This window comes from Alkalimonas sp., assembly GCF_020831925.1.
In the GTDB taxonomy this organism is placed as follows: Bacteria; Pseudomonadota; Gammaproteobacteria; order Enterobacterales; family Alteromonadaceae; genus Alkalimonas.
This window is the reverse complement of record NZ_JAFIFQ010000020.1, coordinates 12,541-39,167: the sequence shown is the minus strand read 5'-3', so window position 1 is coordinate 39,167 and position 26,627 is coordinate 12,541. Positions and strand designations below refer to the sequence as shown.

Annotated in this window: 31 protein-coding genes; 13 read left to right on the top strand and 18 right to left on the bottom strand. The window is 51.0% G+C overall.

The annotated features are described in order from the left end of the window. Window positions 1-7 precede the first annotated feature (7 nt). Window positions 8-1,135, bottom strand: coding sequence for a glycosyltransferase (locus JJU14_RS08240; RefSeq protein ID WP_228612431.1), 1,128 nt, complete (start codon window positions 1,133-1,135; stop codon window positions 8-10). A 219-nt stretch (window positions 1,136-1,354) separates the two neighbouring features. Here JJU14_RS08240 and JJU14_RS08235 point away from each other — a divergent pair, with 219 nt between their 5' ends. The 7 genes from JJU14_RS08235 to mnhG are packed head-to-tail and all read left to right on the top strand — an operon-like array spanning window position 1,355 to window position 7,179. Beyond that, window positions 1,355-3,766 carry a putative monovalent cation/H+ antiporter subunit A gene (locus JJU14_RS08235; RefSeq protein WP_228612469.1) on the top strand — a complete coding sequence of 804 codons (2,412 nt, stop codon included), beginning with the start codon at window positions 1,355-1,357 and terminating at the stop codon, window positions 3,764-3,766. Next, window positions 3,766-4,209 (top strand): Na+/H+ antiporter subunit B, encoded by a 444-nt coding sequence (locus JJU14_RS08230; RefSeq protein ID WP_091339189.1) that lies wholly within the window; start codon window positions 3,766-3,768, stop codon window positions 4,207-4,209. Before JJU14_RS08235 ends, JJU14_RS08230 begins: the two co-directional genes overlap by 1 nt. Then, window positions 4,206-4,550, top strand: a complete 345-nt coding sequence (locus tag JJU14_RS08225) for a Na+/H+ antiporter subunit C (RefSeq protein ID WP_091339192.1) — start codon at window positions 4,206-4,208, stop codon at window positions 4,548-4,550. Before JJU14_RS08230 ends, JJU14_RS08225 begins: the two co-directional genes overlap by 4 nt. Before the next feature lie 5 nt (window positions 4,551-4,555). Further along, on the top strand, window positions 4,556-6,052 hold the full coding sequence (locus tag JJU14_RS08220) for a Na+/H+ antiporter subunit D (protein ID WP_228612467.1): 1,497 nt from the start codon (window positions 4,556-4,558) through the stop codon (window positions 6,050-6,052). Next, window positions 6,049-6,522, top strand: a complete 474-nt coding sequence (locus tag JJU14_RS08215) for a Na+/H+ antiporter subunit E (protein ID WP_228612429.1) — start codon at window positions 6,049-6,051, stop codon at window positions 6,520-6,522. Before JJU14_RS08220 ends, JJU14_RS08215 begins: the two co-directional genes overlap by 4 nt. Next, complete coding sequence (locus JJU14_RS08210) at window positions 6,519-6,803, top strand: cation:proton antiporter (protein ID WP_091339198.1); 285 nt, start codon at window positions 6,519-6,521, stop codon at window positions 6,801-6,803. Before JJU14_RS08215 ends, JJU14_RS08210 begins: the two co-directional genes overlap by 4 nt. Continuing rightward, window positions 6,793-7,179 carry a monovalent cation/H(+) antiporter subunit G gene (mnhG, locus tag JJU14_RS08205; RefSeq protein WP_228612427.1) on the top strand — a complete coding sequence of 129 codons (387 nt, stop codon included), beginning with the start codon at window positions 6,793-6,795 and terminating at the stop codon, window positions 7,177-7,179. Before JJU14_RS08210 ends, mnhG begins: the two co-directional genes overlap by 11 nt. Here mnhG and JJU14_RS08200 read toward each other — a convergent pair. Further along, the gene (locus JJU14_RS08200) at window positions 7,176-7,610 is read right to left on the bottom strand and encodes a methylglyoxal synthase (protein ID WP_228612425.1); all 435 of its coding nucleotides are present in this window, start codon (window positions 7,608-7,610) and stop codon (window positions 7,176-7,178) included. The genes mnhG and JJU14_RS08200 overlap by 4 nt on opposite strands. Before the next feature lie 116 nt (window positions 7,611-7,726). Between JJU14_RS08200 and JJU14_RS08195 the strand changes: the two genes are divergently transcribed. After that, window positions 7,727-8,764: a glycosyltransferase family 2 protein gene (locus JJU14_RS08195; protein WP_228612423.1), complete on the top strand. Its 1,038-nt coding sequence runs from the start codon at window positions 7,727-7,729 to the stop codon at window positions 8,762-8,764. Between the two features lie 164 nt (window positions 8,765-8,928). On the opposite strand, the gene ilvC is transcribed toward JJU14_RS08195, so the two are convergent. Beyond that, the gene (gene ilvC, locus JJU14_RS08190) at window positions 8,929-10,413 is read right to left on the bottom strand and encodes a ketol-acid reductoisomerase (RefSeq protein ID WP_228612421.1); all 1,485 of its coding nucleotides are present in this window, start codon (window positions 10,411-10,413) and stop codon (window positions 8,929-8,931) included. Window positions 10,414-10,558: 145 nt separating this feature from the next. Here ilvC and ilvY point away from each other — a divergent pair, with 145 nt between their 5' ends. Further along, on the top strand, window positions 10,559-11,449 hold the full coding sequence (ilvY, locus tag JJU14_RS08185; RefSeq protein WP_228612420.1) for an HTH-type transcriptional activator IlvY: 891 nt from the start codon (window positions 10,559-10,561) through the stop codon (window positions 11,447-11,449). Window positions 11,450-11,484: 35 nt separating this feature from the next. On the opposite strand, the gene JJU14_RS08180 is transcribed toward ilvY, so the two are convergent. From JJU14_RS08180 to zapE, 8 genes are all read right to left on the bottom strand, one after another. Continuing rightward, window positions 11,485-11,904: a ClpXP protease specificity-enhancing factor gene (locus tag JJU14_RS08180; protein WP_228612418.1), complete on the bottom strand. Its 420-nt coding sequence runs from the start codon at window positions 11,902-11,904 to the stop codon at window positions 11,485-11,487. Between the two features lies 1 nt (window position 11,905). Continuing rightward, window positions 11,906-12,544, bottom strand: a complete 639-nt coding sequence (gene sspA, locus JJU14_RS08175) for a stringent starvation protein SspA (protein ID WP_091339217.1) — start codon at window positions 12,542-12,544, stop codon at window positions 11,906-11,908. A 76-nt stretch (window positions 12,545-12,620) separates the two neighbouring features. Then, window positions 12,621-13,358, bottom strand: coding sequence for a cytochrome c1 (locus tag JJU14_RS08170; protein WP_228612416.1), 738 nt, complete (start codon window positions 13,356-13,358; stop codon window positions 12,621-12,623). After that, the gene (locus tag JJU14_RS08165; protein WP_228612414.1) at window positions 13,358-14,626 is read right to left on the bottom strand and encodes a cytochrome bc complex cytochrome b subunit; all 1,269 of its coding nucleotides are present in this window, start codon (window positions 14,624-14,626) and stop codon (window positions 13,358-13,360) included. Before JJU14_RS08165 ends, JJU14_RS08170 begins: the two co-directional genes overlap by 1 nt. Beyond that, entirely contained in the window at window positions 14,626-15,216 is a 591-nt protein-coding gene (petA, locus tag JJU14_RS08160) for a ubiquinol-cytochrome c reductase iron-sulfur subunit (protein WP_228612412.1), read from the bottom strand. Before petA ends, JJU14_RS08165 begins: the two co-directional genes overlap by 1 nt. Before the next feature lie 184 nt (window positions 15,217-15,400). Continuing rightward, the gene (gene rpsI / locus JJU14_RS08155; protein WP_091339226.1) at window positions 15,401-15,793 is read right to left on the bottom strand and encodes a 30S ribosomal protein S9; all 393 of its coding nucleotides are present in this window, start codon (window positions 15,791-15,793) and stop codon (window positions 15,401-15,403) included. Between the two features lie 12 nt (window positions 15,794-15,805). After that, window positions 15,806-16,234, bottom strand: coding sequence for a 50S ribosomal protein L13 (gene rplM / locus JJU14_RS08150; RefSeq protein WP_228612410.1), 429 nt, complete (start codon window positions 16,232-16,234; stop codon window positions 15,806-15,808). 197 nt (window positions 16,235-16,431) lie between these two features. Continuing rightward, the gene (gene zapE, locus JJU14_RS08145; protein WP_228612408.1) at window positions 16,432-17,523 is read right to left on the bottom strand and encodes a cell division protein ZapE; all 1,092 of its coding nucleotides are present in this window, start codon (window positions 17,521-17,523) and stop codon (window positions 16,432-16,434) included. Between the two features lie 134 nt (window positions 17,524-17,657). Here zapE and JJU14_RS08140 point away from each other — a divergent pair, with 134 nt between their 5' ends. From JJU14_RS08140 to JJU14_RS08130, 3 genes are all read left to right on the top strand, one after another. After that, complete coding sequence (locus tag JJU14_RS08140; RefSeq protein WP_228612406.1) at window positions 17,658-18,110, top strand: YhcB family protein; 453 nt, start codon at window positions 17,658-17,660, stop codon at window positions 18,108-18,110. A 143-nt stretch (window positions 18,111-18,253) separates the two neighbouring features. Next, a complete protein-coding gene (locus JJU14_RS08135; RefSeq protein WP_228612404.1) occupies window positions 18,254-19,615 on the top strand; it encodes a Do family serine endopeptidase in 1,362 nt (453 codons plus the stop codon). Window positions 19,616-19,724: 109 nt separating this feature from the next. Continuing rightward, window positions 19,725-20,804, top strand: coding sequence for a trypsin-like peptidase domain-containing protein (locus tag JJU14_RS08130; RefSeq protein ID WP_228612465.1), 1,080 nt, complete (start codon window positions 19,725-19,727; stop codon window positions 20,802-20,804). Window positions 20,805-20,848: 44 nt separating this feature from the next. Here the strand turns inward: JJU14_RS08130 and murA are convergent, their stop codons facing one another. Genes murA through mlaF form a run of 7 tightly spaced genes read right to left on the bottom strand, consistent with a single transcriptional unit; the run spans window position 20,849 to window position 25,383 of the window. Continuing rightward, window positions 20,849-22,102: a UDP-N-acetylglucosamine 1-carboxyvinyltransferase gene (gene murA, locus JJU14_RS08125; protein ID WP_228612402.1), complete on the bottom strand. Its 1,254-nt coding sequence runs from the start codon at window positions 22,100-22,102 to the stop codon at window positions 20,849-20,851. A gap of 6 nt (window positions 22,103-22,108) precedes the next feature. Next, window positions 22,109-22,366 (bottom strand): BolA/IbaG family iron-sulfur metabolism protein, encoded by a 258-nt coding sequence (locus JJU14_RS08120; protein ID WP_228612400.1) that lies wholly within the window; start codon window positions 22,364-22,366, stop codon window positions 22,109-22,111. Between the two features lie 12 nt (window positions 22,367-22,378). Next, window positions 22,379-22,669 carry an STAS domain-containing protein gene (locus tag JJU14_RS08115; RefSeq protein ID WP_228612398.1) on the bottom strand — a complete coding sequence of 97 codons (291 nt, stop codon included), beginning with the start codon at window positions 22,667-22,669 and terminating at the stop codon, window positions 22,379-22,381. A 3-nt stretch (window positions 22,670-22,672) separates the two neighbouring features. Next, entirely contained in the window at window positions 22,673-23,323 is a 651-nt protein-coding gene (locus JJU14_RS08110) for an ABC transporter substrate-binding protein (protein WP_228612396.1), read from the bottom strand. 2 nt (window positions 23,324-23,325) lie between these two features. Next, window positions 23,326-23,787, bottom strand: coding sequence for an outer membrane lipid asymmetry maintenance protein MlaD (mlaD, locus tag JJU14_RS08105; protein WP_228612394.1), 462 nt, complete (start codon window positions 23,785-23,787; stop codon window positions 23,326-23,328). 1 nt (window position 23,788) lies between these two features. Further along, window positions 23,789-24,571 (bottom strand): lipid asymmetry maintenance ABC transporter permease subunit MlaE, encoded by a 783-nt coding sequence (gene mlaE / locus JJU14_RS08100; protein ID WP_228612392.1) that lies wholly within the window; start codon window positions 24,569-24,571, stop codon window positions 23,789-23,791. Beyond that, window positions 24,571-25,383 carry a phospholipid ABC transporter ATP-binding protein MlaF gene (gene mlaF, locus JJU14_RS08095; protein ID WP_228612462.1) on the bottom strand — a complete coding sequence of 271 codons (813 nt, stop codon included), beginning with the start codon at window positions 25,381-25,383 and terminating at the stop codon, window positions 24,571-24,573. Before mlaF ends, mlaE begins: the two co-directional genes overlap by 1 nt. A 263-nt stretch (window positions 25,384-25,646) precedes the next feature. Here mlaF and JJU14_RS08090 point away from each other — a divergent pair, with 263 nt between their 5' ends. Beyond that, window positions 25,647-26,615, top strand: coding sequence for a calcium/sodium antiporter (locus JJU14_RS08090; RefSeq protein ID WP_228612390.1), 969 nt, complete (start codon window positions 25,647-25,649; stop codon window positions 26,613-26,615). The last annotated feature ends 12 nt before the right edge of the window (window positions 26,616-26,627 follow it).

Genomic DNA, 26,627 nt, shown 5'->3' with positions numbered 1-26,627 from the left:
TATTGTTTTAGAACTTATCCCTTTCAACCAGCTTGATGAACAGTGCATTGTAGCGTTCGTTCATACGTTGTTTTGAAAACTCTTGCCAGGCCACTTGCATAGCGTTGCTCGCCAATTGCTGGGCAAAGCTTTCCTTTTCCAATAGTTCTTGCAATGCATCAGCCAAGGCGATCGGATTTGCATGCTCTGCTAATATGCCCGTTGTACCATGCTCAATCACTTCCTGCACACCAGGAACCTTACTACCAATAACAGCACAGCCAGCGGCCATTCCCTCCAATAGTGAGAGCGGCATCCCTTCATAGTGAGTACTCAGCACCGCAATTTTGCTGGACATCAGTAGCTGTGGAACCGTTCGGCATAAACCAAGAAAGCGAACCTGCTCCTCAATACCCAGCTGCTGACACAAACGCTTTAGTGGCTCTATGTATCGAGCCTTGCCTTTACCAGCCAGCATCAGTTGTGGCGTGAGCCCTCGGTGCTTTAACAAAGCAAGGGCCTGCAATAAGGTGGCATGATCTTTTTGCTTGGCAAAACGGGAAACCATGACGATCTGTGCAGCCCTGTCCGCATAAGGCTGCTGTGCTGCTTGTGCAAAAGGTTCCAATTGAATGCCATTCGGTATGGCAATGATCTTCTCTGCAGGTAATTGCATGCCAAGTAATGATTGCTTTACCCCTTCGGAGCACCCAACAATCGCATCGGTGCGCTTGGCCAGCCAACGGGATTGCATTAAACGCCAGGTGGTATAGCGCTCTTTGGTGTTGTGCTCGACATGCACAAGATGCGGTACCTTGGCAATAAGACCAGCATAACGGCCCCAAAGATGCTCACTAAAACCATGAGCAACCAGAACATCTGGTTTAAACGCCTTACACAGCTTGACCAGGGCCAGAATGGAAATCAAATGCGATACGCCTGGCACCGTCGCAACAGGCAGTCCTTGGTCGATCAACTCCTGAACCCGGCGAGGATCAGTACGCATCTTTTTCCGGAGCACCAGCAAAGGCTCTACATCCGGTCCTTCCTGAGCAGCCTTCACCAAAGACACAGCAACCTGGGTTGCCCCACCGGAAAAACCTCCGGTTACAAAGTGTAAAACCCGTACTTTTGGTGCCGCAGAGTGTTCAGCCATAATAAAATCCTATCGAATGGGTTCCAAGCAGCAACGTAAACCGGCAGTATACGTCTCGTATTGCATAAAACAATAAATACTGTTCGGCTGGAGATATCAGGATTATCCATCCACCGAGAACTGCTGTGCACTGAACTGGCATAGCTAGCAAGCCCATAGAAATTAAGCCATAATACAATTCGTTATACACTGTGTGCCTGTTATAAGGAGCGACACATGATGCTGATAGCCGTGCTGTCATGCTTTATTTTAGCCTGTTTTGCCCCCTGGCTGCATCGGCTGGGTGGCCGCCATAGCGGTTGGTTACTGGCACTTTTGCCGGCCTCCCTGTTTGCCTATTTTGCCAGCATGTTGCCGCTGGTAAGTCAGGGCCACAGCCTGCAATTTGCTTACGCCTGGTTTCCTGGCATGGGTATTCAACTGAGCTTTCTGGTTGATGGCCTATCCTTACTCTTTGCCCTGCTGATCACCGGCATTGGCTTCTTTATCCTGGCCTACGGTGGTCGCTACCTGGAAAAACACAAGGACTTGGGTCGCTTTTTCGTCTTTCTGCTTGGCTTTATGGGGTCCATGCTGGGTGTGGTGTTATCCGATAACCTGATCAGTTTGTTTGTATTTTGGGAGCTGACCACAGTCACCTCCTTTATGCTGATTGGCTTTAACCATGAGCAGGAAGACGCCCGTAAAAAAGCCCATCAGGGGTTAATGATCACTGTGATGGGTGGCCTGGCGCTGATGACCGGCTTTATTATGCTGGGCATGGCCGCAGGCAGTTATGAGCTCAGCACCATCCTGTATAGCGATGGCTTGACCGAGCATGCGCTTTATCTACCCATGTTGCTGCTGATATTGCTCGGCGCTTTTACCAAGTCGGCCCAGGCACCGTTTCATTTCTGGCTGCCCAACGCCATGGCAGCGCCCACACCGGTATCGGCTTATCTGCACTCCGCCACCATGGTGAAAGCCGGGGTGTACCTGCTGGCCAGGCTCAATCCTGGCCTTGGCGGTACTGATACCTGGCTGCTGATGCTGACTCTGTTCGGTGCTTTAACCATGTTGACCGGCATTTTCCTCGCCAGTCGCGCTACTGGCGTCAAAAAAGTGCTGGCCTACTCCACTGTGATGGCCCTGGGTACACTAACCATGTTGCTGGGCCTGGGCACCGAAACGGCTGCATTAGCCGCAGTGACCTTCTTACTGGCTCATGCGCTCTACAAAGGAGCGCTCTTTATGGTGGCTGGCATTCTGGATCACTCCGCCGGAGTCAAAGACTTTACCCAGGCTGGCGGCTTACGCCACAGCATGCCAAAAACCACGGTAGTGGCGGTACTGGCCTCCCTCTCCTTAGCAGGCATTATTCCGCTGTTTGGCTTTGTTGGTAAAGAATTGCTGCTAGAAGCGGTACTTAGTGCTTCCAACTGGCACATTGGCCTGACCATCGCTACGGTGATTGCCAATATCCTGGTGGTTCTGGTCGCAGCCATCGTTGCGCTAAAGCCCTGGTTTGGTGCCGTGGTTGACACCCCGAAAAAGCCGCACGACCCGGATATTGCTTTATTGATTGGACCGGCGGTACTGGCTACTTTGGGATTGCTGTTTGGCCTGATGCCTTTTATTGCCGATAAGGGCCTGTTGGCAGCAGCCGCTGGCGCTGTCTATGGTCAGCCGATTGAGCTGTACCTGGCGCTCTGGCACGGTATCAACCTACCACTGATGCTCAGTCTGAGCAGCCTGCTGCTGGGCTTGTTGCTGTTTAAAGTCTGGGGTGGCTGGCGTCAGTTGACCAACTTTATGCACAGTGCTGAAAAAATCGGACCGGAAGTGGTGTATGAGCGTCTGATGCTCGGCATGACACAGTTTGCCGCCTGGCAGACTAATACGCTGCAAAACGGCTATCTGCGTAACTACCTGATCACCACCCTTGGTACCGTGATTATTGTTGTGGGCTGGGCCTTATTACGGGTCAACCAACTGGAGTTGAACATCAGCTTCCAAGACATGCGGGTACATGAGGTTGCCATTGCTGTGCTGCTTATTTTCTCGGCGCTGATCGCTGTGCTAGTGCGCTCTTTCCTGGCAGCAGTGGCCATGTTGGGAGCTTTGGGTTTTGGTGTGGCACTGCTTTATGTGTTCTTCAGTGCCATCGATGTCGGCATCACCCAGGTATTGGTAGAAACCATCACCGTGCTGTTGCTGGTACTGGTGCTGTACCGGCTGCCGGAGTTCCGTAGCCTGTCGTCTACTGCCAACCGGATCCGCGATGCCATTATCGCCGGCATGACCGGTTTGTTGATGACCATTCTGATCCTGGTGATCACCGGTGCCCGTCAGTTGGAAGGCATTTCTGAGTACTTCCTGCAGAACAGTGGGCCACTGGGCCATGGCCGCAATGTGGTCAATGTGATTCTGGTAGATTTCCGAGCGCTTGATACGCTCGGTGAGGTTTTCGTTCTGGCGCTGGTGGCCATCGGTGTCTACGCCATGATCCATTTACGCACCGGGGCCTTACCGGTCACTAACTCGGATCGTCGGGCTGCTTTTAATTTGCGCCGCTCGCAAAAAGACAAAGCCAAAGCCGACGCGAAAGCTGAAGCAGAAGCAAGTGCTGCAGCTAGCAAGGGAGAAGAATGATGAAACCACGTCGCTTTAACATGCGCTCCTTAATTTTGAATACCGGTAGCTCGCTGCTACTGCCCTTGCTGGTGTTGTTTTCACTCTTCCTACTGCTGCGCGGCCATGATGAGCCAGGAGGTGGCTTTATCGGCGGTCTGGTTGCTGCCGCAGCGGTCGCTTTAAAGTTGTTTGCAGAAGATTACAAAGCCGCCCGTGATATGTTGCGGGTCCACCCATTGCAGTTGGTCGGTATTGGCCTGGTGCTGGCGGCTGTAGCTTCCTTACCACCTTTGTTTGTCGGGGAGTCTTTCTTTACCGCTCAGTGGTGGAGTCTGGACTTACCGATTTTTGGTGAGTTAAAGCTCAGCACGCCCTTGCTGTTCGATATTGGTGTCTTTCTCGGCGTGATCGGCACCGTGCTGACGGTCGTTTTCACTCTGGCGGAGGCAGAACACTCATGACAACCTTAATGGCCATTTTAATTGGCACCTTCTATGCGGCTGCCATCTACATGATGCTGCGTCGCTCTGTGGTTAAGTTGGTGATTGGATTGATTTTACTTTCCAATGCCGCCAACCTGTTGATCTTTACCGTAGCAGGCATGGACAGAGGCATTCCGCCTCTTATCCCAAAAGGGGAACTGCTGATTGAAGGCCCGGCGGCGGATCCTTTGGCGCAAGCGGTCATTCTGACCTCCATTGTGATTGGCTTTGGTGTACTCGCTTTTGCCGTGGTGTTGATCCACCGGGCTTGCGAAGTAGTGCAGACCGATGACATGAACGAAATGAAAGGAACCGATTGATGGATCTGGAAGTATTGGTTGCACTCCCGATTATAATTCCGTTACTGCTTGGTGCCCTTTCGCTGACGGTCCTGAGTAACCACAGCGCACAGCGTTGGTTAGGCGCCATTGGTACGGCTCTGCTGCTGATTTGCTCAGTCTGGTTATTGCTGCATACCCGCGAAGTAGGCATTCAGGTGTTGGAAGTTGGCTCCTGGCCTGCGCCTTTTGGTATCGTGCTGGTATCCGATATGCTGGGCGCCATTATGGTGGTGTTGGCTTCGATCACTGGCTTTGCAACGGCGCTGTATAGCTTAAAGACGGTGCGCAAGCGCTTTGAACGTTTTGGTTATTACCCGCTGCTGCACTTGCTGTTGGCCGGCGTGAACGGCGCTTTCTTAACCGGCGATATTTTTAACCTCTATGTCTGGTTTGAAGTCTTGCTGGTTGCATCCTTTGCCCTGTTGATCTTAGGTGGCGAGCGGGCACAGATGGAAGGGGCCATCAAGTACGTCACACTCAACCTGCTCTCTTCCGCCTTATTCCTCACCGCCATCGGCCTGACTTATGGCTTGGTGGGCACTCTGAATATGGCCGATATCGCCGTGAAAATGGCCAGCCTGGAAGATCAGAAGATGGTGACGGTGATCGCCAGCCTGTTCCTGATCGCTTTTGCTATCAAAGCAGCTGCGTTCCCGCTGTTTTTCTGGTTACCGGCTTCTTATCACACGCCGCAGGTGGCGGTGTCGGCTATTTTTGCCGGCTTGCTAACCAAGGTGGGTGTCTATGCGCTGTACCGGGTATTCACGCTGATCTTTACCGCTGATACTGGCTTTACCCATGAAATTTTGCTGTGGATTGCCATTTTCACCATGTTGACCGGTGTACTGGGTGCAGCCGCTCAGTTTGAAGTGCGACGGATTTTAAGCTTTCATATCATCAGCCAGATTGGTTACATGATTCTGGGCCTGGCCCTCTTTACCCCGCTGGCATTGATCGGTGGTGTCTTTTACATCATGCACCACATCATTGTGAAAGCCAATTTGTTCCTGGTGGCCGGTTTGATGTATCGCTTGGGTGGCAGCTTTGAGCTGAAAAAACTCGGTGGCTTGTACCGTAATCATCCTGGCTTGGCCGTGTTGTTCCTGATCCCTGCGTTATCACTGGCTGGTGTGCCGCCTTTATCTGGTTTCTTTGCCAAGTTTATTCTGATCAAAGCTGGTGTTGAGGCTGGCGCCTGGTGGGCAGTAGGCATTGCGTTGCTGGTTGGTCTGCTGACACTGTTCTCCATGATTAAAATCTGGAATGAAGCTTTCTGGAAAGCCTCGCCAGAACCCAACCCAGCGGTCCCAGCACCAACCAGGAATGCTCTATTGTACTGGACGATTGGTTTGCTGGCAGCCATGACGGTGTGCATAGGTCTGTTTGCCCAGCCGATTTACCAGATGGCCGAAATGGCGGCAGCGCAGCTGCTCAACCCGGCGGGCTATATTGAAGCCGTATTGGGAGGCACAACACCATGAATGTATTGCTTTCAAACCTGGTTTTAGCCCTGATTTGGGCTGCACTGACCGACACCATGAATGCCGGCGGCCTGGTGATTGGTTTCTTTATCGGCTACCTGGTGCTGGTGTTGGTGTTTCGTCAGCATCCTGATGTTCGCCAGTACCGCCTGCGGGTTCCTCGAATGTTCAGCTTTGTGGTGTTCTTTACCAAAGAGCTGATCATGGCGAACCTGAAAGTCGCCTACGATGTACTCACACCGATTCACCTGATGAAACCTGGTGTGATTGCCATGCCGCTGCGGGCAGAGTCTGACCTGGAAATCACCATGCTGGCCAATGCGATTTCGTTGACGCCAGGCTCACTCAGCCTGGATGTTTCTTCTGATCGAAAGGTACTCTATGTGCACGTTATGTATCTGCATAATGAAGAAGATGTGATGAATGAGCTAAAACGAATGGAAACTAAAATTCTGCGGGTGATGCGATGAATCCAGTACTCGATTATACACTCTGGCTATGCTTTGCTGTGCTGAGCGTAGCCATTTTTCTGGCCCTTTGGCGTTTATTTAAAGGGCCGACCCTGCCCGACCGAGTGGTGGCGCTGGAGCTGATTGCCTCGATGACGGTTGGCTTGATTGGTCTTTACGCTATTCGTACCGGCCGCGACGCCTTTATCGATGTCGCCATGGTACTGGCGCTGACCGCCTTTCTGGCTGCCATTGGTTTTGCCCGCTATTTAGAAAAAGGGAGTCACCGCGATGATCATTGATATTCTGGCTGCCTTTTTCATTGCAGCAGGTAGCTTCTTTATGCTGGTAGCATCTTTAGGTGTATTCCGTATGCCTGATTTGCTAACCCGCATGCATGCCACCACCAAGTCGGGTGTACTGGGAGCAGGTCTTATCATGTGTGGCGTGATGCTGTTTTTTGTTGATAGCGGTGTCACCTTAAAAGCACTGGCAGTGATGGCCTTTACCACCCTAACATCGCCGATTGCGGCACATGCTATTGGCCGAGCTGGCTACTTTATTGGTGTGCCCCTGTGGGACAAAACCATCAAAGACGAACTGCATGGCCGCTACGATGAAGAGACTCATGTTCTACGTAGCCCAGAGCACTTACAGGATAAACAGGATAAACCTTAGTCCTTTGGTTTAAAACGGTTTTGGTACGCTTTAAAGTCCGGCACCTCTCGCTGATAGTCCTGCTGCAACAAGGTTGAATGCACAATAAAATCTGCGGTGGCCCTGTTGCAGGCCACCGGGATATTCCAAACCACCGCCAGACGGATCAAGGCCTTTACATCCGGATCGTGTGGCTGCGAGCTCAGTGGATCCCAGAAAAATACCAGCCAATCAACTTGTTGCTCAGCAATTAAAGCACCAATTTGTTGATCACCGCCCAGCGGACCGCTGGCAAAGCAATGCACGCTTTTACCCAGCACTTCAGCTAAAAGGGAGCCTGTGGTGCCAGTGGCATAAAGTGCTTTATCGGCAAAAAAATCAGCATGCGTTTTCACCCAGTCCAGCAAATCCTGTTTCTTACCATCGTGTGCCACCAGTGCAATTGTTTTCATTTTCACCTCTTTTCGCATAAATTATCAGCAAATAGTTAACTTAATGACACTTCATTACAGTTATTTACAAGCGGACTCTGTAACATTTGCTTTTCATTCTCCCTGGAGCTGCACAGATGACGCCTTGGTTAAGTATTTTGATCCCAGCCTTTCAAGTCGCTGACTACTTACACGAATGCCTTGCTTCCATCATGCCGCAATTAGATAGCGGCTGTGAAGTGCTACTTTTAGACGATGCCTCTCCGGATCATGGCTATGCCATTATGCATAGCTGGCAGCAAGCTTATCCGAACCAGATAAAAATTTACCGGCACGAGCACAACCAAGGCCTTAGCGCCGCCCGCAACACACTATTGCACCATGCCAACGGCCGCTACCTGTGGTTCTTTGACTCTGATGATGTGATGAATACCGGTGCAATTTCCGAGCTGGAGTCCATCATCAAGGTACAGGCTCCTGATTTGGTGCTCTGCGACTTTGAGCTGCTACGAAACAAACGCTCTTTGAAGCATTACCTGCGCGGCGAACATCACCGCAGTAGCTTTCATGGCCCGAAACAGCAGCTCTGCAGCGATAAAGAAGTACTGATCACTGGTCTCTTCGCTGCCGGGCAGATGCATATCTGGTCTAAGATTTCCAAGCGCAGCCTTTGGCAGCAAGGCTTACTCTTCCCCGTTGGCCGTTATTTCGAAGACATTCATGTGAGCCCTAAATTGGCCTTAAACGCAGCCAGCTATTACTACCAGCCCAGTACCTGGGTGCAGTACCGTCAGCGCCCTGGCAGCATTTTATCCAATAAGGCACCTGCGATGCAGCGAAAGAAAGCCATAGATCTGGCAGAAGCGCTGCTTGGCTTTGAAAGCAGTCTGCAGCAGGTGTTGCCCCATCGGCAGGCTCGCACCAACTTTTACATCAGCTATTTTTGTAGTCGTAACTTTATTGGCGCCTGCAAAGCAACCACGGCCAGCCAAGAGGCTCCAAACCAACAGCTGCAACAAAACCTCGCCGCCCTTAAAGCATCTATTTCGATGCCCTTGCCTGACCTGCTACTTGGCTATTTCCGTCAAGGCTGGTTGGTGCGCGCGCTCAAACTGAGTTATTGGCTGCATAAAGCGCAAGGCTCTGCCCGAAACACAGCGTGGCTGCATTGGTAAAAAAAAGGCCCTGCAAAGCAGGGCAAACAACCAAGGTCCACGTATAACATCGTTATTGGTCCGGTAGTTGCTGCGCTTCTGGCGCTGTGCAACTCACCGTTGACCACATCATTCGTTGGCGGCTCCACGAAACGGCAAGGATGCCGTTTCAGGATGAAAGCTAATTATTGCTCAGCCGCGACAATTTTCTTCATTGCGGTCATATAACCGCGTAATGTTTTACCTACCACTTCAACCGGATGATTACGGATTGCCTCATTGATAGCAATCAGCTCCAGGTTATCTACGCCAACCTGCGGTGCCGCCAATCCTTTACCGATCAGCTCGGCAGGCAAGCTATTCACCGTGTCACGCAGCAGTGGGATAGCAGCGTTGGCAAATAGATAGTTGCCATACTCTGCGGTATCCGAAATCACCACATTCATTTCGTACAAGCGCTTACGAGCAATGGTATTGGCAATCAATGGCGTTTCATGCAAGGACTCGTAATAAGCCGATTCTGCAATAATGCCGGCATCTACCATGGTTTCGAACGCCAGCTCAACACCGGCCTTCACCATAGCAACCAGCAGGATGCCGCGGTCAAAATAGCTCTGCTCAGCAATGTGCTCATCCGACACCGGGGCTTGCTCAAAGCCGGACTGGCGGGTTTCTTCGCGCCAGCGCAGTAAATTGGCATCATCATTGGCCCAGTCAGCCATCATGGTGCTGGAGAACTCACCACTGATGATGTCATCCATATGCTGCTCAAACAGTGGGCGCAATTGCTGCTTTAACTGCTCGGCCAAGCGGTACGCTTTCACTTTGGCTGGATTGGACAGCCGATCCATCATGTGACTGATACCACCATGCTTCAGTGCTTCGGTGATCACTTCCCAGCCTTGCTGGATCAGCTTGCCGGCAAAGCCTGGCTCGATACCATCGGCAACCATACGGTCAAACGCCAAAATGGAGCCGGTTTGCAGCATGCCACACAAAATGGTTTGCTCACCCATCAGATCCGATTTCACTTCGGCAATAAAAGACGAGTGCAATACCCCGGCACGGTCACCACCTGTGGCCGCTGCATAGGCTTTAGCAATGCTCAGGCCCTGTCCTTTAGGATCATTCTCCGGATGAACAGCAATCAGTGTCGGCACACCAAAACCGCGCTTATACTCTTCACGAACTTCAGTACCAGGGCACTTAGGAGCCACCATGATCACCGTTAAATCAGGGCGAATTTGTTTGCCTTCTTCGACAATATTAAAACCATGCGAATACGCCAGCGTAGCGCCTTGTTTCATTAATGGCATGACAGCATCGACTACTGCACTGTGCTGTTTATCTGGGGTTAAGTTCAGTACCAAATCCGCCGCTGGGATCAGCTCCTGATAGGTGCCAACCTTGAAGCCATTGCTGGTCGCTTTCTGATAGGAAGCACGCTGTTCACGAATGGCCTCTTCACGCAGGGCATAGCTGATATTCAGACCGGAGTCGCGCATGTTCAAGCCCTGGTTCAGGCCCTGAGCACCGCAACCGACAATGACAATGTTCCAGTCTTTAATCGCATTGCAGCCATCGGCAAACTCGCTGCGATCCATAAAACGACACTGTTTCAGCTGTTTCAGCTGTTGCCGCAAATTCAGGCTGTTAAAATAGTTGCTCATAGTTTGTCTCAAAATTCTGGTACGCTGGCCAGCCACTCTGGCTCTGGCAGCCTAAGCTGCTGCGTTAATGAGGCCATTCTATGCTGGCACTTTAGTTGCGTGAAGTGATATATTTACAATTCTGTATTGCAGATTATGAAATAGCATGGACATCAAGCAAGCCCAATTATTTATGCACCTGGCAGCTAGCCTGAACTTTGCCCGCACCAGTGAGCAGATGTTTGTCAGCCCGTCCACTCTGAGTCGTGCTATCCAACGACTGGAGCAGGAACTGGGTGTTCAGTTGTTTCTGCGGGATACCCGCTCAGTTGAACTGACCCGTGAAGGGAAAACGGTGCTGGCCTTTGTGCGGCAGTATCTGGATGCATGGCATCAACTTCAGGCGGATCTATCAAGCGGCGAGGCAGAACTGCAAGGCTGTATCCGTTTATTTTGCACCGTGACAGCAAGTTACAGCCATCTACCGGCCATTCTTGATAAATTCCGTGTACTCTGCCCTAAAGCTGATATTCAACTGACCACAGGCGATGCTGCATCGGCGCTTGAGCGGTTAAAGCAGGATGAAGTCGATATTGCGCTTGCGGCCAGACCTGAGCATCTGCCTTCCAGTATGCTTTTTCATAGTATCGCCAAACTGCCTGTATCGCTGGCTGCACCAAGTATTGCCTGTAAGGTGAATGATCTGCTTGGTATGAATCCAATTCCCTGGTCCGAAGTACCGCTGATCGCTCCTGCACATGGCCCTGCCGCCGAACGCTTTGAGAAGTGGCTCCACTCCGAGGGGTTCCGCCCTAATATTGTGGCCATGGTTGATGGACATGAGGCCATGGCTAGTATGGTAGCACTTGGTAGTGGTGTTGCCGTACTGGCGGATGTGGTAGTGCAACATAGTCCGGTAGTCGACAGGGTCCGCCTGCTCGACAGCCACTACCAGTTTGAACCATTTGATCTGGGCATATGCTATTTGGCTAAACGTGTATCCGATCCGTTGCTGCAGGCATTCTGCCAACTAGCCAGTCCACAGCCTGCACGATAAAAAAATGCAGCCCAAGCTGCATTTTTCATTCTGACTTACTTGATCACCTTAAGATGACTGGCCTTCGCCTTTTTCTGCGTGACGGGAGGTGAAGTCTCAGGCTCAGGTGCCAGGTCAGTGTCCTGTTCATCCGGAAAGTCTTCGTCTTCGTCCAAGGTAAAGACCGTGCCAGCACCATTTTCTTTGGCATAAATCGCTAGCACAGCTTTAACCGGGATATAAAGTGCAAATGGATGGCCACCAAAGCGCGCACTGCAGCTGATCACCTCATTGCCCATCTGCATTTGAGCGACCGCCGACGGCGCCAGGTTCAATACGATTTGGCCGTTCTGTACAAACTGCTGCGGGACCTTGGTCTTTGGGTAGGCTGCATCCACCACCAGGTATGGGGTACAGTCGTTATCCACAATCCACTCATAAAATGCCCGAAGCAGGTAAGGACGATTCGGCGTCATCTCAGACCCCTTTCACGCGCCGGTATTCACGCTCTGCATCCGTCAGCGACGCCAGGAATGAATCCCGATCAAACAAACGTCCCATATAATTCATCAGCGTCTTACTACCAGGGCCGGACAGCTCGATACCCAGTTTCGGTAAACGCCACAGCAACGCTGCCATGTAACAGTCGACCAGGCCAAACTCCTCACTCATAAAGAAGGGAGCCTCATCGAACAAAGGTGCAACTGCCAGCAATCCTTCCGTCAGATCCTGTCGCGCCTGCTCCGCATCGTCGTCGTGGCGTAAAATACGCTCGGCCAGCGCATACCAGTCTTTTTCGATGCGATACATCATCAGGCGTGCCTGACCACGTGCCACCGGATAAACCGGCATCAGAGGTGGATGTGGAAAGCGCTCGTCCAGGTACTCGATGATAATTTGTGCCTGATACAGTGACAGTTCACGATCCAACAGGGTCGGCAAGCTGCCATAAGGGTTCACTTCATACAGCTCCTCAGGCAAGTTATCCTGAGTGACCTGGAGAATATCAACACTGACGCCTTTTTCTGCCAGTACAATACGCACCTGATGACTGTACATATCATCGGCAGCAGAAAACAATGTCATCACAGGGCGTTTATTGGCTGAAATCGCCATGCATTCCTCCGGTTTACAATAAACAGCAAAGGGGCCATCAGGCCCCTGTAATCAAATACTTTTTGGAATCAGATGCTTAGTCAACATCTTTCCAGTATTCTTTCTTCAGCAGGTAAGCTAACACGAAGAAGATAGCCAGGAAGATCAATACTTTGATCCCCAGGCGCTCCGACTCCAGCCGATAGGGCTCACCAGTATACACCAGATAGTTCACCAGATCCGCAACCGCACGATCGTATTCTTCTTCGCTCATCTCACCCGAGCCGTCGGTACGAATACCGACATAGACCTGAGTTTCCTGGCCATCGACCAGACGGGTTTCATAAGCTTTGTATGGCACACCCTGCAGCTCTTGCAATACATGTGGCATACCAACCATTGGAAACACATCGTTGTCGACCCCAAAAGGACGGCTCTCGTCTTTGTAGAAAGACTTCAGGTAGGTATAAATCCAGTTTGGACCGCGAACCCGCGCTACATTGGTTAAATCCGGGATCGCATCGCCAAACCACTCAGCCGCATCGGCCGGATCCATGGTATTGGTGATGTGATCGCCAACCCGAGTGCCGGTAAACATCAGGTTTTCCATGCCCAGCTCTTCCGGAATATTCAAATCACGGAAGCTGCGGGCATAGCGCTGATACTGCATCTGGTGGCAGGCCAGACAATAGTTCTGATACAACATAAAGCCACGCTGTAACGACTCGGTATCGCGAATATCAACCGGAGCTTTTTCCAGTGGAATATTCGGACCGGCAGCCAATGCGATGGAAGATACCAGCAAGGCCGCTGCAGAAATAATATGCTTCAACATCAGGTCAACCTCTCTGGCAATGGCTTGGTGTTTTCATTCTTACTGTAGAACCACAGCAAAATAAAGAAACCGAAGTAAGTGAATGAGAACAGCTGTGACAAGATGGTATAGAGTGGTGTTGCCGGCAACACACCCAGAATACCCAGTGCCACAAAGCTGATGCAGAAGTTCACCAAGTTCAGTTTGTGCAAACCACAACGGTAGCGTACTGAACGCACTTTGCCGCGATCAATCCATGGCAACAGTGCTAACGCCAAAATGGCAGCAAACATCGCCACAGCACCAAATAACGGGTTAGGAACAGCACGTAAAATGGCGTAGAAAGGTGTGAAGTACCAGACCGGAGCAATATGCTCAGGTGTTTTCATCGGGTTGGCCAGCTCAAAGTTTGGTGCTTCCAGGAAGTAGCCACCGCCTTCAGGCATAAAGAAAATCACGTAGGCGAACAGGAACAAGAAGCCGGCCAAACCAACCAGATCTTTCACCGTGTAGTAAGGATGGAACGGGATCGAGTCGATAATGACTTTCTTGCCACCCTTGGTGAAGTTGTCGTGGAACTCGAACTTGCTAACCGCATCCGCCGGCACAGTGCCATCGTTATCGCGTTTGGTCTCGATACCATCCGGGTTGTTAGAACCCACTTCATGCAATGCCATGATGTGCAGGAACACCAGAATGACCAACACCAACGGCAGCGCAATCACATGCAGTGCAAAGAAACGGTTTAGGGTGGCACCGGAAATAACGTAGTCACCACGGATCCACAGCGTTAAATCATCACCAATAAAGGGAATAACACCGAAAATCGAGATAATGACCTGAGCACCCCAGAACGACATCTGACCCCATGGCAGCATGTAGCCCATAAAAGCTTCAGCCATCAGCACCAGATAAATCAGCATACCAAAGATCCACAGCAGCTCCCGTGGTTTTTGATAAGAGCCATACATCATGCCGCGCAGCATATGCAGGTAGACCACCACAAAGAAGGCCGAAGCGCCGGTGGAGTGCATGTAACGCAGCAACCAGCCGTACTCGACATCCCGCATGATGTATTCAATGGAGCGAAACGCACCTTCAGCGGAAGGCTCGTAATTCATGGTCAGCCAAATACCGGTCAGGATTTGGTTTACCAGTACTACGATGGCCAAGGAGCCAAAAAAGTACCAAAAGTTGAAGTTTTTTGGTGCCGGATACTGCGTCATGTGGATTTTCATTTTTTCCACAACCGGCAGACGGTACTCAATCCAGTTCATCAGATTTTTCATCAGGCCGTCTCCTCGTCTTCACCGATCATAATGACGAATTCATCGGTATACATATACGGAGGAACTTCTAAGTTGGTTGGCGCAGGGACATTCTGGAATACCCGACCCGCGATATCGAAACGCGAACCATGGCAAGGACAGAAGAAGCCAGAACGAACACCCTCGGCCTGAGCGGCAAACTCATTCGGCAGGTAAGTCGGTGAACAACCAAAGTGGGTACAGATACCAACGGCAACAAAAAACTCAGGACGCACCGAGCGGTGACGGTTCTGAGCATAATGCGGCTGCTGTGGCTCTTTCGATTCAGGATCACGTAGACGGTTTTCATGATCCGGCAGCGAATCAATCATTTCCTGGGTACGTTTTACAATCCAGACCGGTTTTCCACGCCACTCTACCCGTATCAGCTGTCCTTCTTCCATTTTGCTGACATCTACAGTTACTGCAGCACCAGCCTGGCGAGCCCGTTCACTCGGGCTCCAGGACGCAATAAAGGGAACAGCGGCTCCAATGGCCCCTACTCCGCCCACGACCGATGTTGCAATGGTCAGGAAGCGGCGTCGGCCATGATCTACAGGCGCGTTGCTCATCCACTCATCTCCACATTAACGCTTAATCACAACTTGGTTTAAGCGGCTGTTTACCAGCAAATTATTATAAATGAATAAATATCGACGATCATAATGAAAAGCCACGCTTTACACAAGGATTAACCGCCGCTGAATCGCAATAAAAAACCCGACACAAGGCCGGGTTCTTTGGTGTAAATACAGCTTAACGCTTGGAGTACTGTGGACGTTTACGTGCTTTACGCAGACCCACTTTCTTCCGTTCAACCTGACGAGCGTCACGGGTCACGAAGCCAGCTTTACGCAGCTCTGGACGCAGTGTTTCGTCAAATTCCATCAAGGCACGGGTAATGCCGTGACGGATAGCGCCGGCCTGACCGCTGATACCGCCGCCTTTGACGGTGATATGCATGTCAAATTTGCCAACCATATCAACCAGCTCCAGTGGTTGCATCACCACCATGCGGGCAGTTTCACGACCAAAGTACTCAGTGATAGAGCGCTTGTTGATCACGATGTTGCCTGAGCCGGCTTTTAAAAATACACGGGCCGTTGAGCTTTTACGACGACCAGTTCCATAGTATTGATTCTGTGCCATGGGATGCTCCGATTAGATGTCTAAAACTTGCGGTTGCTGAGCAGCATGCTGATGCTCGGCGCCGGCATACACTTTTAACTTACGGAACATAGCACGGCCCAATGGACCTTTTGGCAACATACCTTTGATGGCTTTTTCCAACACCATTTCAGGTTTTTTCGCCAGCAGCTTTTCAAAGTTAATTTCTTTGATGCCACCAGGGAAACCACTGTGCGAGTAGTACATTTTGTCTTTGGCTTTGTTGCCAGTGACAACCACTTTGTCCGCATTGACCACGATGATGTAATCACCGGTGTCTACGTGTGGAGTAAACTCAGGCTTGTGTTTTCCACGCAAGCGCGCAGCGATTTCAGTTGAGATACGTCCCAGAGTCTTACCAGCCGCATCAACAACGTACCAGTCACGTTGAACGCTTTCTGGTTTAGCAGTAAAAGTTTTCATTTAAATAGTCCAAAACTTACATAGTTACACCTGATACCCGCAGGGCTATTGCGTGTATCGTGACCGTACCCCTTCGAGTACAATTACTGCCTGGCTAAAGGGCAGTAGAGGCTGTAACGTAGGCCGGGCGCGCATTATAATGTATCTGCAGCAAAAGATCAGCCCTTCTGGTTAAAAAATATCAATTTTTTTCTTCGCTACGGCAAATGAGCCCGCGCCAGGTACTCGTGCGACTGCATTTCCTGCAAACGGCTGATGCAGCGTTTGAATTCAAAACTGAGTAAGCCGCCCTGATACAAGGCCTCAAGCTCAGCTTCGGCCGATAAAATCAAGGTGACATTGCGTTCGTAAAATTCATCGACCAGCGCAATAAAGCGACGCGCCACATCATCGTTGTGCTGGCCCATCACCTTCACCCCGGATACCAGTACCGTGTGGTAGCAACGGCTAAGCTCCATGTAATCGTATTGACTGCGGGCACTCTCGCACAGTTCACGAAAACCAAACCAAACAACACCATCAGCTTCATGCCTGGCCTGGATCTGCCGGTTCGCTACTTCAATCGCCACATCCTGCTGCCTTGGCTCATCCGATAACGCCTGGAAGTACTGCGCCAGATTTAATTCAGCCTGCTGATCAAGCGGGGCATGATAAATTTCAGCTTGCTCTAAAGTGCGCAGCCGGTAGTCAATGCCGCTGTCGACATTCACCACCACCGTATGTTGTTTAATAAGCTCTATGGCAGGTAAAAAACGCGCTCGCTGCAAACCGTTGCGGTACAAACCATCGGGTTCAATGTTCGATGTAGCGACCAGAGTAATGCCACGACTAAACAGGGCCTGCATGAGGGTACCAAGCAACATTGCATCGGTAATATCCGACACGAAGAACTCATCAAAACAAATAATATCCGCTTGTTGTTTGAAGCGATCGGCCACGATTTCCAGTGGATTAGCTTGATTATTCAGGCTTTTTAGCTCTTCATGTACCCGATGCATAAAGCGGTGAAAGTGCACCCGCATTTTGCGTTGCACTGGTAGGCATTCATAAAAAGTATCCACCAGATAAGTCTTACCACGGCCTACACCGCCCCAGAAGTACAAGCCAATAACAGGCTGCTCCGGTTTTTTGCCAAGTAAACGCTGCCACAACCCCAGCGGACGGCGTTGCTGTTGCAGCAGATCATCGTACAAACGTTGTAAGTGACGGACTGCCTCTGCCTGGGCAGCATCCGGCTGAAAATCAACACGTTGCAAATCTTGCTGATATTTTTCCTGTGGTGAGGGCATAATGGCTCTACTTGAAAGAAGGCTGTTCAGCCACAATTAAACCAAGGGTGATATCTTAACATGCCTTACCACTCTAACTGAAAAAATCGGTTACACTTATTGAGGAATCGTTTGATGTTAATGCAGGAGCAAATATGACCCTAACAATGACTTTAGTATGGCTGGCAGTTGGCTTTGTTTGTGGAGGTCTGGTGGCATGGTTTCTTGCCCTGCGGCAACACAATCAGAGCCAGTTACAACAAGAACTGACCGACACGCGGGAGCAACTGAAAAAATACCGGGCGGATGTCTCCAACCACCTGGAAACCACCAATCAGCTGATAACTCAGTTGCAGCAAAACTATGGCAAAATTGCCAGTCACCTGCAACAAAGTAAGATGGAGCTGGTGGAAAAACCGATGCTGGAAAAGAAGTCGGAACCAATATCCTATTTGTCGTCCGATACCGCCAACCAGATCCGCCAGTCTATCCACCAGCTGGACGAACGCAAACCAACCTTTTCTGAGTCCTTTGAGCAACCGAAAGATTATGCCGGCGGTGCCAGTGGCCTTTTAAAAGAGAGCGCGAAAAAGCCTGCGTCAGCTTAAAGCCAGGCGGACATCATCCAGAAACAACGTTTCTGGATGATATCTCACCCGATACCGATGAACTTTTTTGAACGCTGAGCGTCTTTAGCAGCATTCTGAATCATAAATTTTATGCTCAGCGTGTTAGATGGAGATCTGCGTGTATGAAAAAAAACATCCTTACTGTTAGTGGCCTGCTTGCCAGCCTGTTTTTAACTGTTGGGCTGGCACAGGCAAACCTTCCGTTAAGTCAGCTCAGTCAGGGCGAAACCCCTACCTTGGCTCCGATGCTGGAGCAAGCCACCCCTGCCGTGGTCAATATTTCGGTGCAGGGTAGCCGTGAAGTACGCCAACGCATGCCGGACGCTTTTCGCCACTTTTTTGGTCCAAGAGCGCCTGGAGAATTCCGTGAAGAACGCCCTTTTCGTGGTTTAGGCTCGGGCGTTATTATTGATGCCAAGCAAGGTTATATCGTCACCAATGCCCATGTGATACGGGATGCCTCAGATATTATTATTAACCTGCAGGATGGTCGCACCTTTGCTGCCAAGAAAATTGGTGAAGATCCTGAGAGCGATATCGCTTTGCTGCAAATCGAGGCTGACAATCTGGTCGCCTTGCCAATTGCCGATTCGGATCGCCTAAGAGTCGGTGATTTTGCCATTGCCATCGGTAACCCTTTTGGGCTTGGACAAACGGTTACCTCAGGCATTGTCAGTGCCCTTGGCCGCGGTAATCTGGGTATGGAAGGCTACGAAGACTTTATCCAGACCGATGCGGCTATTAACAGCGGCAACTCGGGTGGGGCTCTGGTCAATTTACGCGGCGAGCTGATAGGTATTAATACCGCCATTTTGGGGCCGCATGGCGGCAATGTCGGCATTGGGTTTGCGATCCCATCCAATATGATGAAAAATTTAGTCGATCAAATGATTGAGTTTGGTGAAATCCGCCGTGGCAGTCTCGGGATCCGTGGTATTGATGTGACCTCCGAGCTAACCGAAGCCATGAACTTGTCTGTCACCCAAGGTGCTTTTGTTAATGAAGTAGTACCAGACTCAGCGGCAGCCGAGGCCGGTCTGCGCTCCGGTGATGTCATTGTTGGCATGAATGGCAATCGTATCATTAACTTCCGCGAGCTCAGAGCCAAGATCGCGACTTTAGGCGCTGGCCGTGAGGTACGCTTATCCATCCTGCGTGATGGCCGCACCATGGATGTCGACGTCACACTTCGTCGGGCGGAGCAAGCCCAGGTCGCGGCTAATGTCATTCACCCTATGCTTGAAGGCGCCACCTTATTGAACGATCAAACCCAGGATGGTAAAGCCGGTGTATTGATCAGTGAGTTGGAGCGAAGCGCCCCAGCCGCGCGGCTTGGTCTTGAAAAAGGCGATGTGATCATCGGAGTCAACCGCCAGCGCATCCATAACCTGGCCGAGCTACGCAAAGCTTTGCAAGAGCAGCGCGGCGTTGTCGCCCTGAATATCCAGCGCGGCAATCAGACCCTGTATGTTTTGATCCGCTAACACCGCTTCCATAATCGGTAATGTGCAAAGCAGTAGCGTTAGCCCGCTACTGCTTTTCTGTAAATAATGGTATCCTTAACAGATTCTCTCGTTGGCTAAACCGATGTCAGTGCTCAAGATTCTGTTATTTTTACTGCGAAGTGTAGCTTACGGCCTTGCGCTGGCGCTGATTCTATTGCTGCTGTTTCCAGAGCAGCTACGCTTCCCCTGGCCCAGCCATACCTCAAATGATGCGGTGCAAAAGGCAGCGCCCGTCTCTTATGCCCGTGCCGTTCGGTTGGCAGCACCTTCGGTGGTGAATGTTTATACCCGCACCACCATCAGCCACCCACGTTCACTCCGGGCGCGAACCATAGAGCGACAGGAGCTCGGCTCTGGCGTGATTATGAGCTCGCAAGGCTACATCTTAACCAATCACCATGTGGTTTATGGCGCTGATCATATCGAAGTGGCGCTACAAGATGGTCGCTGGCTTGAAGCACTGCTGATAGGTCATGATGAAATTACCGACTTAGCACTTTTGTATGTGGAGGCTGACAACCTGCCAGCCATCCCGCAGGATCCTGAGTTACAGCCTCAGGTGGGGGATGTCGTGCTCGCCATAGGCAACCCGCTGAACCTTGGCCAAACCATTACTCAGGGCATTATCAGTGCTAATGGCAACGATGGCCTGAGCTCACGCGGTTATATCGATTTTATGCGGATGGATGCGGCCATTAATGCCGGCAATTCCGGCGGCGCTCTGGTCAACAGCAACGGCACTTTGGTTGGGATTAATGCCGGCACCTTCCAACGTCAAAGTCAGGATGTACAAGGGATCTTCTTCGCAGTGCCTTACCAATTGGCTTACCGGGTCATGGAAAAGCTGATCCAGCATGGCCGGGTGATCCGCGGACATCTCGGCGTTAATGGAGAGCCTGTCATCAATGCGGCTGGCGATCGGCTAATCTCCACCGGCCAAACCCTGTATGGCGTGCAACTAACATCCATCAGCCCGCACAGCCCAGCGGCTGAGGCCGGGCTTCAGGTCAACGATATTTTACTGGAAATTGATGGCAAACCGTTGCGCAGTACCCAGCATGCACTGAATGTGATTGCCGAGACCCCGCCTGATACTGTGGTTCAGCTCACCATCAAGCGCAACAATGAGCGAATGGTGGTGCCTACCCTGATTCGGGAGTTTCGTTAACTCCCTGCCAAAGCATCACCACACACTGCGCGACATTGGCGGGTTTAACCAACCCGCTCAATATGAGCTCCTAGACCAGCTAACTTATGCTCAATCTGCTCGTAGCCACGATCTATGTGGTAAATTCGATCCACCACGGTAGTGCCTTTCGCAACAAGACCCGCAATTACCAAACTGGCAGATGCGCGCAGATCGGTCGCCATCACCTGTGCTGCGGTTAGATGCTCGGTATGCTGGCACACCGCGGTGTTACCTTCCAACTGGATGCGTGCCCCCATACGCTGCAACTCAGGCACATGCATAAAGCGGTTTTCAAAAATGGTTTCCGTGACCGTACCAACCCCTTGCGCCACCACATTCAACACAGTGAACTGAGCCTGCATGTCGGTCGGAAAGCCAGGGTGAGGCACTGTCTTGACCTGAACGGCTTTTAAAGTACGGCCAGCCATATTGAGCCGGATCCAATCCGGGCCTGTGCTGATATCAGCGCCTGCTTCACGCAGCTTATCCAGCACCACTTCCAACTCGCCAGGCTGTGTATTGCGACAGGTCACATCGCCACCTGTGACCGCGGCGGCAACCAGAAAGGTTCCGGTTTCAATCCGATCGGGCAATACGCGATACTGACCACCGCCCAAACGTTCAATCCCCTCGATACGGATGGTATCCGTACCAGCCCCTTCTATACGGGCACCCAAGGCGATTAAAAAGTTGGCTAAATCGGTGACTTCTGGCTCGCGGGCGGCATTTTCAATGGTAGTAGTACCACTGGCCAGTACGGCCGCAGCCATCAGGTTCTCAGTGCCGGTAACACTGACCATATCCATCACAATGTGGGCGCCTTTCAAGCGGCTTGAGCGAGCTTTGATGTAGCCATTCTCCACCGTGATTTCAGCACCCATTTTACGTAAGCCGTCAATGTGTAAATTGACCGGGCGAGCACCGATGGCACAACCACCGGGTAAAGACACTTCGGCCTCACCAAAACGGCTGAGCAAAGGACCAAGTGCCAGAATAGAGGCCCGCATGGTCTTGACCAAATCGTACGAGGCTTTGTAGCTGTTTATCGCACCGGCGTGGATCTGCACCTGGTGTCCAGCACGCTCGACGGTTGCGCCAAACTGACGCAATAATTGGAAGGTGGTATCAATGTCTTTCAGTTCAGGTACGTTATCAATAATGACCTGATCATGAGACAGAATACTGGCAAAAAGTATAGGCAGTGCTGCGTTCTTGGCACCGGAAATGGTTACCTCGCCACGCAGTTCAGCACCACCGGTCACAAGAAATTGCTGCATAAGTGATTACATCGATGAGTTAAGTAATTTTTCTCTACGCCATTGCGCTGGGGTAAAGGTTCGAATGGACACCGCATGAATACTGCCATCCTGGATGGCTGCCATCAAAGGGCCATAAATCATTTGCTGCTGCCGCACCCGGCTTACATCGGCAAAGCAGTCACCAACTGCCCGCACCGAGTAGTGTGAACCATCAGCGCTGACTTTGACTTCAGTTAGCTGCAATTGTTCCTGCAGAATTTGTTCTATTTGTTGAATATCCATGAATTCCCGGCATTAGTCACTGATAGGCAAGAGCTCCAACACATCGCTGACTTTCGCCAGTGAGCGCATTTGCTCTGGAACATGCTGCAATTGAACCACCAAGCCGGCCTGCCTGGCAAGTGCTAATTGCTTTAAGAGCCAGGCAAGTCCTGCAGTATCGATCGATTGCAACTGACTTAAATCGAATACCACATCACCCGACAAACTGTTCAGCAGGCGAAAAGGCCAAAATGCCAGCAGCGTATTTCTGTCCAGCACGCCGCTGAAAATCAGCCGCTGTTGCTGCTGCTCTATGTTCAGCACAGCTTACTCCTCAGGTTCGGCCAGTTCAATCGGCAGCTTGGCACGCTCTTGCAATAACTCGGTGACCCGCGCCAAACCTTGCTGACGAATCATACCGCCCAGTTCTGCCCGTTTGCTGTCCAATAAAGAAATACCTTCAGCCACCATGTCAAATACCTGCCAGTACTCGCTATCCCGATGGCGAATCAATTTGAATTCGATGGTGATATCGGGTTTGCCGGGATCAATCACTCGGGTCCGTACTGTCGCCACCCGACGATTGCCAACATCCTGACCAGGCTCCACAATCACCCGCTGATCCCGGTACAGCGTAAAAGTACCAGCATAGGTGGAAATCATGTATTCCTGAAAAGCGGCGACAAAGGCATCACGCTCTTCTTCCGTGGTACTGCGAATGTGATTGCCAATCACCCGAAACGCAGCATACCGCACATCGATGTATGGCAACAATTCTTCATGCACCATGGTACGCAACAGTTCCGGATTTTCTTTAATGTTGTCTTTTTCCTGTGCCAGTCGGCTAAAGGCATGATCTGCCACCACTGAAATCATCTGATAAGGATCGGTGAAGCGCTCTACTTCAGCCTGAACGTTAGCACTGATTACCAAGCTTGCAGCCAACAGCAGTTGGCCCATTGTTTTCACTATATTCATGATTAATTCCGGTTAAAAAGAAATTGACCAATTAACTCTTCCAGCACCATGGCTGAACGCGTATCTTCAATCACATCCCCATCTTGCAGGATATGCACGGTTTCATCGATAAAACCAGGCTGAATGCCCAGATACTGCTCGCCCAGCAGCCCTGAGGTCAGAATCACCACAGAACTGGTTTCCGGAAAGTTATCGTATTGCTTAGATATTTCTAACCGCACCCGCGGGGTATAATAGGTTTTATCCAGCTCAATGGAAGCGACTCGGCCAACTACAACGCCACCTACTTTGATCGGCGAGCGGGCTTTTAAACCACCAATGTTTTCAAAGTCGGCGTACAAGGTATAGGTTTCGCCTGAACCGGCAAAACCCGTGTTGGCCACTTTCAACGCCAGGATCAAAAATGCCCCTATCGCGATAGCGACAAAACAGCCAACAGCAATTTCAATTTTCCGTGTGTTCATCTTATCCACCAAACATTAATGCGGTTAATACAAAATCGAACGCCAGCACTGCCAGCGATGCAGTAACTACGGTTTCCGTAGTCGCCTTAGCAATGCCTTCGGATGTCGGCACCGCATCGAAACCCTTGTGCAAAGCGATTGCCATCACCACAAAAGCAAACACAATACTTTTGATGATGCCATTGAAAACATCCTGATACAGATCGACATTGGCCTGCATGGCGGACCAGTAACTTCCTGCATCCACACCCAACCAATCGACACCGACTAAATGCCCTCCCAAAATCCCGACCGCAGTAAAGACTACAGCCAGCAAGGGCATACTGATCACACCAGCCCAGAAGCGGGGCGCAATAATACGCCGCAATGGATCCACCGCCATCATTTCCATGCTGGAAATTTGCTCGGTGGCTTTCATCAAGCCAATCTCAGCCGTTAAGGCACTGCCTGCCCGGCCAGCGAATAGCAAAGCCGTTACTACAGGGCCAAGTTCACGCAACAAACTCAGAGCCACCAAGGGGCCCAGCATGCCTTCGGCCCCAAACTTCACCAACACCGTATAGCCTTGCAATCCAAGGACCATGCCAATAAAAAGACCTGACACCACGATAATCAGCAGCGATAAAACCCCAACCACATACAGCTGTTTGATTAACAGCGGAAAACCTTTGCGAACATCCGGTTTGCCAAAGACGGCACCGATCAGCATCAAGGTGGCCCGGCCTAAGCCTGCTACGGTTTGTATGGTATCGGCACCCAGGCGTTGTAATCGGTTTACAAACATTACAACAGCTCCATTAATTCATCGGCATAAGGCGCCGCTTTAAAGTGAAACGGCACTGCCCCATCGGCTTCGCCTTTTAAGAACTGCTGCACCAAGGGTGATGCATGCTGCCTGAGTTGCTCCGGCGTTCCTTCTCCAATCACATGCTTCTCTGCCACCACGTAAACATAATCGGCAATACTCATCACTTCGGGAACATCGTGAGAAACCACGATAGAAGTGAGCCCCAGTGCATTGTTGAGCTCACGAATCAATTTGACCACGATACCCATCGAAATGGGATCTTGACCGGCAAAAGGCTCATCGTACATGATCAGCTGCGGATCCAACGCGATGGCTCTTGCCAGAGCAGCCCGGCGAGCCATACCTCCAGACAGCTCGGATGGCATCAAATCCCTGGCTCCGCGCAAACCGACGGCCTCGAGCTTCATCAACACCATGGTACGAATCAGGGTTTCCGGCAGCTTGGTATGTTCCCGAATAGGGAAAGCGACATTGTCAAACACTGTCATTTCGCTGAACAAGGCACCACTTTGAAACAACATGCTCATTGATTTACGCGTTTGGTACAGTTCTGCCCGGCTCATTTTAGGAATGGAGCGCCCCTGGTACAGGATATCCCCGCGCTCCGGTTTCAGCTGGCCACCAATCAGTTTCAGCAAGGTGGTTTTACCAATGCCACTGGGACCCATGATAGCCGTAACCTGACCACGCTTAACCTGCATGCTCATGCCATCGTATATCAGCCGTTCTCCACGGCTGAATGTCAGATTTTGAATATCCACCATCAAATCGGACAAAATTCTCTCCATCCATTGCTCGCGAGCCTGCATCGGTGCAGCCGCGCACTATACCGGTGCTGATACATCATTTCAATCAACAGGACCAGCACGCTGATCCGGCCAAGCTTGAGTAAGGGATCAATTGTAACAAAATTACCACCACAACACCTTGCTATTATTCGTAACAAGTCGTTGCAGAAAGTAGAACGTTCCCAGGCGCACTAAGTTTTGCTTTTCCTGTCAATAAACGGGAAAATGCGCCAACAGGATCCATTGTTTACAAGGAATCACAGGTGTCTCCACTGCTTGTTGCCACTATTTTCGTTCTGGTTGGCCTGGTACTACTGATCTGGAGTGCCGATCGCTTTGTCTACGGCGCCTCTTCCATAGCTCGCAATCTGAACATTTCACCAATGATCATTGGCCTGACTATCGTTGCAATGGGCTCTTCGGCCCCTGAAATCATGGTCTCGGCCACAGCCGCCTGGCAAGGACGACTCGATACGGCCGTCGGCAACGCCCTTGGTTCCAACATTACCAATATTTTGCTGGTGATTGGTGCCACCGCCTTGTTGAAACCGATCGCTGTAGCCTCCATGACCATTAAACGCGAATTTCCATTGCTGATCCTGGTCACCCTGTTAGGCTACCTGTTTCTAGCCGACCAAAGCTTAACCCGAGCTGAAGGAGCTCTGTTTTTGGGTGGTTTTGTGTTGTTTTTGGTGCTGATGGTGTACTGGGGGAAGCATGCGCAACCGGACGATCCCTTGCTGACTGAGTACCAGGCAGAGTTACCGCCCCCCACCCCGACCTGGCAAGCGACTGCCTGGCTGGTGCTTGGGCTGACCCTGTTGCTGGCCAGCTCACAGTTGCTGGTGCACGGGGCTGTGACCATTGCCAGCCACTTTGGCATGAGCGACCTCTTGATTGGCTTGACCATCATTGCCATAGGCACCAGCCTGCCTGAGCTGGCTGCCAGCCTTATTGGTATTTTAAAAGGCGAGGATGACTTAGCCCTTGGCAACATCATTGGTTCAAATATTTTTAATATTCTGGCGGTGCTCGGCGTTGGCACCATCATTGCCCCAGGGGCAATCGACGCTGCTGCTGCAGGCCGAGACAGCTACGTGATGATGGCGGCGACCCTGGCTTTATTACTGATGAGTTTACGTTTAGGCAAACTTCGGCGCATTAATCGGGTCGAAGGCTGCATACTGTTGATGGCTTTTATCGGTTATCAGTACTTATTATTTTCCAGTTAGAGTTAATGGATA